Annotated in this window: 10 protein-coding genes; 7 read left to right on the plus strand and 3 right to left on the minus strand. The window is 38.7% G+C overall.

Annotated features, from left to right (window positions below):
* Positions 1 to 1800: a glycoside hydrolase family 15 protein gene (locus DN064_RS04610; protein ID WP_115461460.1), complete on the minus strand. Its 1800-nt coding sequence runs from the start codon at positions 1798 to 1800 to the stop codon at positions 1 to 3.
* 75 nt (positions 1801 to 1875) lie between these two features.
* Here DN064_RS04610 and DN064_RS04615 point away from each other — a divergent pair, with 75 nt between their 5' ends.
* From DN064_RS04615 to DN064_RS04645, 7 genes are all read left to right on the plus strand, one after another.
* Complete coding sequence (locus DN064_RS04615) at positions 1876 to 4077, plus strand: bifunctional alpha,alpha-trehalose-phosphate synthase (UDP-forming)/trehalose-phosphatase (protein ID WP_115461744.1); 2202 nt, start codon at positions 1876 to 1878, stop codon at positions 4075 to 4077.
* An 8-nt stretch (positions 4078 to 4085) separates the two neighbouring features.
* Complete coding sequence (locus DN064_RS04620; RefSeq protein ID WP_115461461.1) at positions 4086 to 4709, plus strand: TMEM175 family protein; 624 nt, start codon at positions 4086 to 4088, stop codon at positions 4707 to 4709.
* 63 nt (positions 4710 to 4772) lie between these two features.
* Positions 4773 to 6116 (plus strand): M28 family peptidase, encoded by a 1344-nt coding sequence (locus DN064_RS04625; RefSeq protein WP_115461462.1) that lies wholly within the window; start codon positions 4773 to 4775, stop codon positions 6114 to 6116.
* 3 nt (positions 6117 to 6119) lie between these two features.
* Positions 6120 to 7754 carry a M1 family metallopeptidase gene (locus DN064_RS04630; RefSeq protein WP_115461463.1) on the plus strand — a complete coding sequence of 545 codons (1635 nt, stop codon included), beginning with the start codon at positions 6120 to 6122 and terminating at the stop codon, positions 7752 to 7754.
* Positions 7744 to 8319, plus strand: coding sequence for a YdeI/OmpD-associated family protein (locus DN064_RS04635; protein ID WP_198659404.1), 576 nt, complete (start codon positions 7744 to 7746; stop codon positions 8317 to 8319). The genes DN064_RS04630 and DN064_RS04635 overlap by 11 nt, the downstream gene beginning before the upstream one ends.
* Before the next feature lie 117 nt (positions 8320 to 8436).
* The gene (locus tag DN064_RS04640; protein WP_115461464.1) at positions 8437 to 9948 is read left to right on the plus strand and encodes an arylsulfatase; all 1512 of its coding nucleotides are present in this window, start codon (positions 8437 to 8439) and stop codon (positions 9946 to 9948) included.
* Positions 9949 to 10091: 143 nt separating this feature from the next.
* Positions 10092 to 10778 (plus strand): DUF2490 domain-containing protein, encoded by a 687-nt coding sequence (locus DN064_RS04645; protein WP_262509038.1) that lies wholly within the window; start codon positions 10092 to 10094, stop codon positions 10776 to 10778.
* On the opposite strand, the gene DN064_RS04650 is transcribed toward DN064_RS04645, so the two are convergent.
* Positions 10765 to 12228, minus strand: coding sequence for a MoxR family ATPase (locus tag DN064_RS04650; RefSeq protein WP_115461466.1), 1464 nt, complete (start codon positions 12226 to 12228; stop codon positions 10765 to 10767). The genes DN064_RS04645 and DN064_RS04650 overlap by 14 nt on opposite strands.
* Positions 12229 to 12230: 2 nt before the next feature.
* Positions 12231 to 13361: a vWA domain-containing protein gene (locus DN064_RS04655; RefSeq protein WP_115461467.1), complete on the minus strand. Its 1131-nt coding sequence runs from the start codon at positions 13359 to 13361 to the stop codon at positions 12231 to 12233.
* Positions 13362 to 13461 lie beyond the last annotated feature (100 nt).

Consider the following 13461-nt stretch of genomic DNA (forward strand, 5'->3'; position numbering starts at 1 on the left):
CTATCGGATGACACTTTTCAGTTTTTGCTTTCGCACCCCTTTAGACATATTTATTGCTGTTTCTATTAAGGCTAAATGTGAATAGGCCTGAGGAAAGTTTCCAAGCAATCGTTTAGTTTTAAAATCGATGTCCTCACTAAACAACCCAAGATGATTACTATAAGATAGTAACTGATCAAACATCTGTTGTGCGCGTTCCTCCTCTCCTATTTTATATAGGCTGTTAATAAACCAAAACGTACAAATAGTAAAGGATGAAGATGGAAGTCCAAAATCGTCCTGATTTTTATAACGGTATAATAAGCCATCATTGCATAGCTCGCGTTCAACTGCTTTTACTGTGCTTATAAATTTGGGGTTTCTAGCTTCAATAAACCCATAAGATTCCATGAGTAAAACCGAGGCATCCAAATCTTTGGAACCATAAGACTGCGTAAAGGCCTGTACTTCCTCATTCCAGGCATGGGCCATAATATCCTCTCTTATGGCCTCCTCTAGTAACTGCCAACGAGCCAATTTGGTTGTTTTTCCTAATAATTCTGCCACTTTAATAGCCTTATCCACGGCCACCCAACACAGCACCTTAGAAAAGGTGAAGTGTTGATCGCCTTCTCTAAATTCCCAAATACCCTTGTCTGGTTCTTGCCAGTGTTTACCAACCACCCAAACGATTCCCTTGGTAATGGTCCATAGTTCTTCACGATTGTCAACATCGCTCTTAAAATTCAAAAGAAGCTGATATACGACGTCCATAAGAATGCCATAAATATCATTTTGTTTTTGTTTATAAGCAGCGTTTCCAATTCTAACAGGTTTGGATCCCTGATAACCGGACAAATGATCCAGTGACAATTCGGTTAATTTCTTTTCGCGTCCAATGCCATACATGATCTGAAGCTTCTCATCTTTATCAGGCATTAAATCAATAATGAAATTTAAATAGCGCTTTCCAATATTCTTATGCCCTAATTGGGTCATTACCTTTATCACCATAGAGGCATCACGAATCCAACAGAAGCGATAATCCCAATTCCTAACTTCACCAATAGTCTCAGGTAAACTTGTTGTAGCAGCCGCTAAAACCGCCCCTGTTTTGTCATAGCTTAAAAGCTTAAGGGTAATGGCACTTCTTGATATGTAATTGTTGTATTGTTCAAAAGCCGACGTTCGCTCCATCCAATTAAGCCAATACACTTTAGTACGTTCGTATTCCAATTGTACCTCCTTAGCATCAGGAATCACCAATTTCTCGTTGTACCCAAACCAAAGAAACTGATCTTGAGTTATAACAACCTCTTTTGCTTTAACTATTGATTCATGGTCCAAACTTGAGTACAGGAATAAGGTGTCATAGGTTTCCTCATCATTAATACTAACAATAAAATCGTGTTTCAGGTAGCTAGTGGTTATGCCTTTAGCATATTCTAATTTAGGTTGATAATCAACTTTAAAGCTAGGCTTACCAGAACAATGCCTAATAGATCTAATAACCTCTGGTGGCTTGTGATATTTCTTATCAGCCATATAATACCTGGGCATAAAATCATGCACTTCAAAAGCATCCAATCCGTTACTAAATCTGGTAATAAGAATGGCTGTATCATCTAAATAACGCTGAGATATTTTGTAACTCTCGTCGACAATAAAACCAAAATGTCCACCAATCTCTTCATCTAAAAGTTTGGCAAATACCGAAGCTGAATCAAATTTTGGTAAACAGCACCAGTCTATCGAGCCTGTTTTAGATACCAAAGCAGCACTCTGGCAATTACCAATAATACCGTAATGTAAATTATTCATTATTTCTTTCTGTTGAATATGGCTAAGCCTGCAATTTTCTTTAAATTAACGAAAATCTTAGTACCCAGCCAATTAATGGATTTAAATAAAACTATAATAGTTTCCAACCGATTACCACTACAAATATCAAAAGAGAATAATGAGTTTAAAGTTGTCCCAAGTGTTGGAGGATTAGCTACGGGAATGAAATCGGTGCACCAGGATGGCAACGGTATTTGGATAGGATGGTCTGGTATTACCGAAAACGAGCTTGAAGGTGATGAAAAGAAGGATATAGAGGCTAAGATTAAAGCAGAGAAATGTGTAACAGTTCATTTAACTGAAGACGATATCAATGATTATTATCTAGGCTTCAGTAACAAAGCCCTATGGCCATTGTTCCACTATTTCATGGAGTACACCGCTTTTGAACAAACAGAATGGGAAGCGTACGTGCGAGCCAACCAAAAATTTGCAGATACCGTTATTGCGAACCTAAATGACGGTGATACTGTATGGGTGCATGATTACCAACTCATGCTGGTACCTCAAATGATCCGAGCCATTAAACCTGAAGTAACCATCGGTTTCTTTTTGCACATTCCATTTCCTTCCTATGAAATTTTTAGAACCTTCCCATGGCGTGTAGAATTATTAGAAGGTGTCTTAGGATCAAACCTAATTGGTTTTCACACCTACGATTACGAACGCCATTTTTTAAGTTCTGTCAAAAGGATTCTTCGACTGGATGTCAACTTCAACGAGATTTCGCACTTGGACCGCATTATTAAGGTAGACTCTTTTCCAATGGGAATCGATTATGATAAATTTTATAATGCAGCCAAGACCCATAATAAGACAGGTGCTAATATCTCAGATTTACAAAAGCGACTCAATGAGCACTTATCTGATGACACCAAACTCATCCTGTCCATTGATCGAATGGATTATACTAAGGGGATCCCTAATAGGATAAAAGCCTTTGAGTACTTTCTGGAACGCTATCCCGAGTTTAAGGAAAAAGTACGATTAATAATGTTGGCCGTACCATCACGATCAGATGTTCCACAGTATAAAAAACTAAAGCGCGAAACAGATGAATTGGTGGGTCGTGTTAATGGCAAGTTTGCCACCGTGAGCTGGACACCCATTTGGTACTTTTACCGATCCCTGCCGTTTGAAGGACTTATAGACCTTTACACCACTTGCCATATTGCTTTAATCACCCCCGTTAGAGATGGTATGAACTTGGTTGCTAAAGAATATGTAGCCACAAGAACCAACCGTGATGGGGTTCTAGTCTTAAGTGAAATGGCGGGTGCGTCTAAGGAGATGAATGAGGCCATTATTATTAACCCTAACAGCTATGAAGATTTTGCCTCAAGTTTAAAGCAAGCTTTGCTCATGCCTCCTGAGGAACAGTACACAAGAATGAAGCATCTTCAAAAACGTCTTAGTCGCTATAATGTAGAAAAATGGGCTAGTGAGTTTTTGTCTGCTTTGGCAACTACTAATGATATGCAGGAAGTTATTGTTGCTAAAAAACTAAGTCCTAGACATGAAGAAGCCTTAGAGACCGATTATAAAAATGCGCAAAAACGTTTGTTGTTTTTAGATTATGATGGCACCTTGGTGGGTTTTAAAGCTAATCCTCAGGATGCCAAACCAGATAAAGAGTTATATGATCTTCTGGATCGCTTAAACGCCCAACCTAATACAGAGGTAGTTTTAATCAGTGGACGCGACCGTGAAACCTTTGAAAAATGGTTTGGAAATAAGGATTATACATTGATAACTGACCACGGTGTTTGGATTTGTAAAAACCAGAAATGGCAAGCACTTGAACGATTAAAGACAGATTGGATGAAGAGCATTCGTCCTATCCTTGAAACTTTTGTGGATAGAACCCCGGGAACCTTTATCGAACCTAAAAACTTCTCCTTAGCATGGCATTATAGAACCGCAGACCCGGAATTAGCACAGACCAGAACCATTGAACTTAATACCGTATTAACAAGTATGGTGGCCAACAATGATCTATCTGTCCTTAAGGGTAATAAGGTAATTGAAATAAAAAGTAGTAACGTCAATAAAGGACGTGCCGTTAATCGAGTTCTCGTTAGAGACAACTATGACTTTGTATTGGTTGTGGGTGATGACTGGACCGATGAATACATGTTTGAGGAGGCCCCAAAACACGCCTATACCATAAAGGTTGGGTACACCAAAACCAAGGCTAAATATCAAATCAAGGACCCTAAACGAGTTAGAGAATTAATGCAAAAACTTGCCTATTAAAAAGGTTTATGAAGCATTCCAGAAATAGAGTTGCAGCTTTAAGCGATGGCGTATTTGCTTTTGCAGCTACCTTGATGGTAGTGGATTTAGGAACGGCTCTGGATTTGAGCAAATTAGACATTCAACTATCCTTTTTTATTAGTTTTGGAATTGCCTTTTTTGTAATGATGCTATTGTGGAAAGTACATTACAACTTTTTCCAGCGCACAAAGTATGTTGATAATTGGATTATTGGAGCCAATACACTATTACTTTTTACTGTATTGTTTTACCTGTTTCCCTTAAAAACACTCGCTAACTCAATTGTAATGCAAAAGGCTTTGTCCTTCAATGATCTAGCGCAACTCTTCATTATTTATGGTTTTGGATTTTTACTAATATTTACCGCCTACAGTTTTATGTATTGGCGCGCTTACCAAAAAGACACATCTAATGCCAATAGACTACAACTCTTGTTTTACTGCTACCATTTTGGGATTTTTGCCATTACCGGTCTAGCTTCTTTAATTACTGCCTATTTTAAAGTAGGGATTGGTATCGGATTACCAGGGTTCATGTATGCCACTTTAGGTCTTTCCTGCTATTTTAATGGTGTTGTTTTCAGAAAAAATCACCCTGAGGTCTTTCCCTAATTAACATATTTTTTAAATCCTTTTAATGGCATTGGAGTATTTTTAAAGCTTAAAACCGATCCAATGAAATTCTTAATGCCCGTCATGATTGTCATGTGCATGACACTCTCTTATTCTCAAACCGATTCAAAAATTTATGATATCATCGATAACATTTCCGAAGAACGATTAAGGAATGACGTCAAAACTTTAGTCGATTTTGGCACCAGGCATACTCTTAGCGATACTGTTTCTAACACCAGAGGAATTGGTGCTGCCAGACGTTGGATTAAATCGCAGTTTGACAATATTTCGGCTGACTGTAATGGTTGCCTTGAGGTATTCTTTCAGAATAATTTTTTTGAAAAAAGAACCAATCAAAGAATAACCAAAGATGTTAATGTGGTTAATGTGGTTGCCATTCAGCGTGGTACCAAATATCCGAACAGGTATATTATTATGAGCGGAGACATCGACTCTAGAGTCTCTGACCCTAATGATTTTACCTCAGATTCACCAGGTGCCAATGACAATGCTACCGGTATGGCTGGAGCTATGGAAGCTGCCAGGGTCTTGTCTAAATACCAATTTGAAAGTAGTATCGTCTATGTGGGTCTTTCTGGTGAGGAACAAGGACTATTTGGAGGACAAGGTCTAGCCAAGTACGCCAAGGACAACAATTGGGAAATCGTTGGAGTACTTAACAATGATATGATAGGGAATATCTCGGGAGTTGACGGTGTTATTGATAACCGAACCTTCCGCATTTTTTCAGAACCCATAACAACAGATGTCAACGATCCACAGCAGTTAGCCCGTCAGGCAAGAGGACGTCGCTTTTATGGCGGAGAAGTAGATGGTATTTCCAGGCAACTAGCACGCTACGTCTATACCACCACTAAAACCTACATGCCTGAAATGAACCCTGTAATGGTGTATCGTTTAGATCGCTTTGGTCGTGGAGGACATCATCGACCGTTTAATGATCAAGGATTTGCAGGGATCCGCATTATGGAAGCACATGAAAACTACACTCAACAACATCAGGATATTAGGGTTGAAAACGGTATTGCATACGGGGATACATTTGAACATGTAGATTTCCCCTATTGCAAAAAATTAACGGCAGTTAACGCCATTGTAATGGCTAACATTGCCTCTGCACCACCAGCACCTAAAAAAGTAGGTATCGGTGGTATTGTAGAAGCTTCGGCTAGATTACAATGGGATGCTGTTGAAGGTGCCAAGGGATATAAAATCTACTGGCGCGACACTACGTCGCCTACCTGGGATCACAGCAGATATGTGACTAGTAACGAATTTACTTTGGAAGGCATTGTAATTGATAATTTCCTATTTGGTGTGACCTCTGTTGGAGAAGATGGTCATGAAAGCCCTGTGGTGTTTCCAAACAGTATAGTTAGATAAGTTATGAAAAAGGGACTCACAATTGCATTTACGTTTTTGATGTCAATTAGCAGTTATTCTCAAACGGTCGCCAGCGAAAAAACAAGTTTTACACGTCAAGATACCTTACGAGGAAGTATTACACCAGAGCGCGAATGGTGGGATCTTACTTATTATCATCTGGATATCGAGGTGAAACCAGACGAGCGTTTTATAAGTGGTAAGAACACCATTCAATATAGAGTATTGGAGCCATTTCAAATCATGCAAATTGATTTGCAGGCCCCAATGCGTATTGATAAAGTAACTCAGAATAATAAGGAGTTGGAGGTAATTCATGACGGAAATGCCCATTTTATTCAGTTAAATGAAGTACAGAATATAGGTGACCTTAACGCCATAACAGTGCATTACCAGGGACATCCAAAAGTTGCTGTTCGAGCTCCATGGGATGGAGGTTTATCCTGGAAAAAAGATAAAAATGGCAAGCATTTTATTGCTACATCATGCCAGGGATTAGGGGCGTCTGTATGGTGGCCGAATAAAGACCATATGTATGATGAAGTTGATAGCATGCTTATTTCAGTTACCAACCCCAAAGGTCTCAGTAATATCTCTAATGGTCGTTTAAGAGCTATTGAAGAAGGTACTAATACGGTAACATCACATTGGTTTGTATCTAACCCCATCAATAACTATGGTGTCAACATCAATATTGGAGACTACGTGAATTTTTCGGAAGTATACGACGGTGAAAAAGGGAAATTAGATTTGGATTATTATGTCTTGTCCTACAATCTCGATAAGGCCAAAGAACACTTTAAAGATACACCTAAAATGATGAAGGCCTTTGAGCACTGGTTCGGTCCCTATCCATTTTACGAAGATAGTTTTAAACTGGTGGAAGTTCCTTATTTAGGAATGGAGCACCAAAGTTCTGTCACCTATGGTAATAAATACTTGAAAGGTTATTTAGGAAATGATTTATCTGGTACAGGCTGGGGCTTAAAATTTGATTTCATTATCATACATGAGGCTGGTCATGAATGGTTTGCTAATAATATTACCAACCGAGATATAGCAGACATGTGGATTCATGAGAGCTTTACCGCCTATTCAGAGAACTTATTTCTTGATTACCATTATGGCAAAGAAGCCTCGGCAGATTATGTCATTGGAACGCGCGCTAATATTAGAAATGATAAACCAATTATTGGGCAATATGATGTTAATAATGAAGGCTCGGGAGACATGTATTATAAAGGCGCTAATATGATACACACCTTAAGGCAGCTAATAGATGATGATGAAAAATGGCGCAATATTTTGAGAGGCATTAATGAAACGTTTTATCATCAAACGGTTAGCACACAACAGATAGAAGATTTTATTAGTGAAAAAAGTGGTAAAGACCTGTCAGCATTTTTTAACCAATACTTAAGAGATACGCGAATTCCCACACTGGAATACAAAATGGATGGTGACAAATTGCAATACAAGTATACTAATATTGTTGATGGGTTTGACATGCCTATTGAAGTAACCATTGATGGAAAATTGCAATGGATCTTCCCGACCAATAATTGGCAAACCTTAACAATAAACAGCAAGTCTTTTGAAGTTAAGAGAGACTACTACATACAGGTAAATGAATTTTAGCTTGGACATTCCAGAGTTATATTTTGAACGTGATGCAGATTGGTATGATTGGTTATTAACAAATCACGATCAATATAAGGCTGTATACTTGGTTTTTTATAAACTAGAAACCAAGCGCCCAACCATGAGATGGGAAGAAGCGGTTAAAGTGGCTTTGTGTTTTGGATGGATCGATTCCACGGTGAAAAGTATGGGCCATGGTAAACGGATCCAATACTTTTCGCCCCGTAATCCAAAAAGCAACTGGTCTAAGCTTAATAAGTCCTATATAAAAGATTTGGAAGCTTTAGGTCTAATTCAGGAATCAGGGTATAAGATGATCAATCTTGCTAAGACTACCGGTACCTGGATATTCATGGATGATGTTGAAAATGGCATCATTCCTAAAGATTTACAGGAGGCCTTCGATACCAACCCTTTAGCATTTGAAAACTATCAAAACTTCTCAAGGGGCTATCGTAAAAGTTACTTATCATGGCTACACAGTGCAAAGCGTCCTGAAACCAAATCCAAACGAATCGCCGAGATAATAAGATTATGCAAAGCAAATATTAAAAGTCGATAACCTAAAACTAATGGACTTAAACATCGCTGTCCTATTTCAAGAGTGTCGTATTTAATTCATTTCGTTTTAGTTAGTTATTTTTTTTATCTTCAACCAAGTAACTATAAACAGCATTAAATGAAACGCTATTCAATCAGTCTTTTAATACTCCTTTGTATGGGTTTTGGAGTATTAGCACAAAATAATAAACCTAACATTCTTGTCATTTGGGGTGATGATATTGGATGGAATAATATAAGTGCCTATAACCACGGGATGATGGGCTATAAAACACCAAACATTGACCGTATTGCCAAAGAAGGTGCTATGTATACCGACTGGTATTCACAACAATCCTGTACCGCTGGTCGCGCTGCATTTATTTTGGGCCAGCACCCCTTTAGAACTGGATTGCTTACAATTGGTATGCCTGGCGCCAAACAAGGCATTCAAGACAACCAACCTACCATTGCCGAATTATTAAAGAATCAAGGATATACCTCTGGACAGTTTGGTAAGAATCATTTAGGTGATCGCGATGAGCACCTTCCAACTAACCATGGTTTTGATGAGTTTTTTGGAAATTTGTACCATCTAAATGCTGAGGAAGAACCAGAGACTTATTACTATCCCAAAGATCCTGAATTCAGAGAAAAATTTGGACCTCGTGGGGTACTGCACTCTTATGCTGATGGAAAAATTGAAGATACTGGCCCATTAACTAAAAAACGAATGGAAACAGCCGATCAAGAATTTACAGATGCTGCCATCAATTTTATTGAAAATGCCCATGCACAAGGCAAACCATTTTTTGTCTGGTTAAGTGCAACTAGAATGCATGTGTGGACGCATTTGAAAGAAGAAAGTCAAGGAGTAACTGGTATTGGACTTTATCCTGATGGTATGGTAGAGCATGATAAAGAAATTGGTCGAGTACTTGCCAAACTGGAAGAGCTAGGTATTATTGACAACACCATTATTATGTACTCCACCGACAACGGCGCAGAAAAATTTACCTGGCCTGATGGTGGAACTACACCTTTTGCAGGAGAAAAAGGCACCACATGGGAAGGCGGTTTTAGAGCACCTTGTGCCATTCGATGGCCAGGAGTCATTGAGCCCGGAACTGTAGATAATAACATATATTCTCATGAAGATATGATGCCCACCTTACTTGCTGCGGCGGGTGTTTCTGATGTAAAAGAACAGTTATTATCAGGCTACTCAGCTAATGGTAAGAATTTTAAGGTACACCTCGATGGTTATAACATGTTGCCTTTTTGGAAAGGAGAGACCGACGAAGCCCCACGCAAGGAAATCTTCTATTTTGATGCAGGTGGAAATCTAAATGCCTTACGATATAACAATTGGAAAGTGCATTTCGCCATCATGGAAGGAGCCATTAACGAAGCTTATAGAAAAGTTCCTTCTTGGCCAATAGTCATAAATCTTAGAGCGGATCCATTTGAAGTATCCTGGAAATCAGCCTTGTATACCAAATGGTATGGAGATAATATGTGGTTATTTGTTCCAGCACAAGCCTATGTTGCTAACTTCCTTAAAACATTTGAGGAATTCCCTCCTGTTCAAGGAGGCTCATTAGGAATTGACAAAGTAGTTCAGGCCTTGGGCAAACGGCCAGGCAATTAAAATCGTTTAAAATACCGGAATTTATTTCCGGTATTTTTTTTACTTCGAACCAATATAAAAGTGATGTAACTTGCGTTAACTACCAATTAAATTTTTACTTTATCTAAGTGTTTCATCCTAACTTAAGATTATGGTTCTCTTTAGTGATTTTGGCTTGGCTAACAGAAAGCACTTGTCAAAATTCTAATAACCTTAACTTAAATCAAACCGAGTTGTGGGGTGACATGACACTAACCGAGTCCTTCGCCGATAAATGGTCTATTGGTGGTGATTTTGGGTTGCGATCTTCTCTCAGTAATAACAATTGGTGGCAGTTCTATATCCGTCCTAATATTAATTATGAGCTATCCCCTATTTATAGCTTCACATTTGGACTGGGGACCTTCAGCACCTTCAGCCGTCAGGCCTTTAATACCTGGGAGTTTAGAATTTATCAGGATGCTAACATTAACTGGCCAAAAATTGGGTTTTTCAATTTCCAGCATCGTGTGAGAATTGAACAGCGTTTTTTTAATTATACCGAAGGGATTCCCAATAGTTTTAGTGTAAGAGGCCGTTACCTGCTTGGAGTCAAAACCGATAATTTTAGCCTTGGTGGGGCTAAAAACTGGAATGGCTTCATGAGCCTCGAACCATTTATACCATTAGGAAAAGAATCAGGAGAATTACGTGCTAACAATTTCCGATGGGATACCGCTATAGGGTATCAAATTAATCAAGGTTTAAGAATAGAAGTGCACTACATCCTCCAATCTTCAGATTTATTTTCTTTAAGTTCTCTAAGTGTGGTAGACCACCTATTTAGAATAAGGGTTTTTAAATCCCTTTAATAAAACTGCCATAAGGATCCTGAAACTGCATGCCCTCGTTGTAGCGATACTTGCTAAGCTTTTTATACTGAACCAAACCCCAAAGAATAAATTCCTTTTCAAAATATACATCTCGTGGATCTATGTCTGGTTGATAGTCATTGATAAGTACATCTAAAGGTGTAGCCTCATCTAATTTAGATTGATAAATAGCATCATTATCGGCATCAAGTAGCTCAAAACCATCCCTATTAAAAAACCAGGAGATCAAATCATCATAAGGCGTTTCCTCTCCTTGTTTTTCAAGCTTTTCAATCTTTGGGAAATACTGCGGGAATAGAGTCTTAATAGCATTATCCATTAAGGTTTGCGCCACAAAATCAGCCCCTTCTTGCTCTCCTTCATAAACCAGTTCAACCTTTCCAGTAATAGCAGGTATCACCCCAATAAAATCTGACAATCGGACTGTGGTTGACTCATCTCCTGCCAAAAGTGCTCTTCGTTCAGCTGTACTTAATAGATTCTCATATGCTGTTATACTCATCCTGGCACTCACACCACTTTTTACATCAACAAATTCACTGTCTCTTGCCTCAAAACTAATTTGCTCCAATAAGTCTTTAGCCAATTCCGGAACGTAAATCTGCTCAGCCTGGCGCTCGTCAAGATTAGCCTCTTGAGATGTAATGGTACGGGCTGTTTCGATGTTGGCGGGGTAATGTGTCAAAATCTGCGAACCAATTCTGTCTTTTAAAGGAGTTACAATACTTCCCCTATTGGTATAATCTTCTGGGTTGGCAGTAAACACAAATTGCATATCTAAAGGCAATCTTAGCTTAAATCCTCTTATCTGAATATCCCCTTCTTGTAAAATATTGAATAGTGCCACTTGAATTCTGGCTTGAAGATCAGGTAGCTCATTAATAACAAAAATGCAACGATTCGCTCTTGGAATCATTCCATAATGAATAACGCGATCGTCTGCATAACTTAACTTAAGGTTGGCCGCTTTTATGGGATCTACATCCCCAATAATATCCGCCACAGTGACATCAGGGGTGGCTAATTTTTCAGCAAAACGGGCATCGCGATGCACCCAGGAAATTGGAGTATCATCACCTTTTTCCTTGATAAGTTCTTGAGCAAATCGAGATATTGGGTCCAATGGATCATCATTAATCTCGGATCCTTCAACTACAGGGATATATTCATCCAATAAATTCACCATCATTCTAGCCAATCTTGTTTTAGCTTGCCCTCTTAATCCCAATAAATTAATGTTATGTCTGGATAAAATGGCCCGCTCCAATTCAGGGATGACAGTATTTTCATAGCCGTGAATCCCATTAAATGATGGGGTTCCTTTCTTTATATTTTTAATAAGGTTATCTCTCAATTCATCTTTTATAGATTTAGTATGGTAACCAGCCTTTTTTAGGGCTCCTAGTGTGGTTATATCTGTCATGTTCATCATTATCCTTTTATTCTTCTTTTTCTATTATTATCGTAATCTTCAAAAATCATTTCACCTAGTCCCTTTAAGCCAGTATAAAAGGCTTTGCCTCTATTTGCCTGGGTAAATTCTCTTACGAACTTCATAAGATACGGGTCTTCCGCAATCATAAAAGTCGTGATTGGGATATGAAGTCGCCTTGCCTGTTGGGCCATAGCATAACACTTATTGGTTATGTAAGGGTCTAGCCCCATGCTGTTCTTATAATAATGCCCGTCTGGCATTCGCAAACAGCTAGGCTTCCCATCCGTAATCATAAATATTTGCTTATTGGTGTTTCGCTTTCTACGCAACATGTCCATCGCCAATTGTAAACCAGCGACCGTATTGGTGTGATACGGCCCTACTTTCAAGTATGGTAAGTCTTTAATCGCTATGGGCCAGGCGTCATTCCCAAACACCAAAATATCCAAAGTATCCTTAGGATATCTAGTTGTTATAAGTTCCGCAAGGGCCATGGCCACTTTTTTAGCAGGAGTGATACGATCTTCACCATAAAGTATCATACTATGGCTAATATCGATCATGAGCACCGTGCTCATTTGGCTCTTATGGAGTGTTTCTTCTACCACAAGATCGTCCTCAGTTAGATTAAATTCACCGACTCCATGATTAATCTGGGCATTTCGTAAGCTCTCGGTCATAGAGACCTTTTCCAAGGCATCACCAAACTGGTAAGCTCTAAACTCCCCTGTATGCTCGTCACCTATACCAACCCCTTTGCTTTTATGATTACCTGCTCCACTCCGCTTGATTTTACCAAAAATATGATCCAATGCTTGCTGCCTGATCGCACGTTCTGTTTTAGCTGTTATTGAAATATTGCCACCTCCTTCTCCATCAGGATCAATTTCTTCACGGATATAGCCCTTGTTTTTAAGGTCTTCAATAAAATCATCAATGGTGTAATCAGGTGTGGTTAATTTATATTCCTCATCCAACTGCCTCAGCCAATCGATAGCCTCATCAAAATCACCAGAGGTATAAGTAATCAATTCCTTGAAAATCTCAAATAATTTATCAAAAGGGGATTGATTGGGGGCCTCATAAGTCGTAAAAACAAATCCCGATTTCCTTGTAGTTCTTTTCATAGCCGTATAAAAATACTGCTTTTTAATGTGTCACTAAAAGCATTAACATCCCTTTTAGAAAACCCTATTGGTAATTGATTATTTTTAAACTTTACTTAAC

Source organism: Winogradskyella aurantiaca, from assembly GCF_003362725.1.
Classification (GTDB): Bacteria; Bacteroidota; Bacteroidia; order Flavobacteriales; family Flavobacteriaceae; genus Winogradskyella_A; species Winogradskyella_A aurantiaca.

Coding starts and splice junctions, on each gene's coding strand:
- DN064_RS04610 (WP_115461460.1), bottom strand. CDS start 1,800: ATGAATAATTTACATTACGGTATTATTGGTAATTGCCAGAGTGCTGCT.
- DN064_RS04615 (WP_115461744.1), top strand. CDS start 1,876: ATGGATTTAAATAAAACTATAATAGTTTCCAACCGATTACCACTACAA.
- DN064_RS04620 (WP_115461461.1), top strand. CDS start 4,086: ATGAAGCATTCCAGAAATAGAGTTGCAGCTTTAAGCGATGGCGTATTT.
- DN064_RS04625 (WP_115461462.1), top strand. CDS start 4,773: ATGAAATTCTTAATGCCCGTCATGATTGTCATGTGCATGACACTCTCT.
- DN064_RS04630 (WP_115461463.1), top strand. CDS start 6,120: ATGAAAAAGGGACTCACAATTGCATTTACGTTTTTGATGTCAATTAGC.
- DN064_RS04635 (WP_198659404.1), top strand. CDS start 7,744: ATGAATTTTAGCTTGGACATTCCAGAGTTATATTTTGAACGTGATGCA.
- DN064_RS04640 (WP_115461464.1), top strand. CDS start 8,437: ATGAAACGCTATTCAATCAGTCTTTTAATACTCCTTTGTATGGGTTTT.
- DN064_RS04650 (WP_115461466.1), bottom strand. CDS start 12,228: ATGAACATGACAGATATAACCACACTAGGAGCCCTAAAAAAGGCTGGT.
- DN064_RS04655 (WP_115461467.1), bottom strand. CDS start 13,361: ATGAAAAGAACTACAAGGAAATCGGGATTTGTTTTTACGACTTATGAG.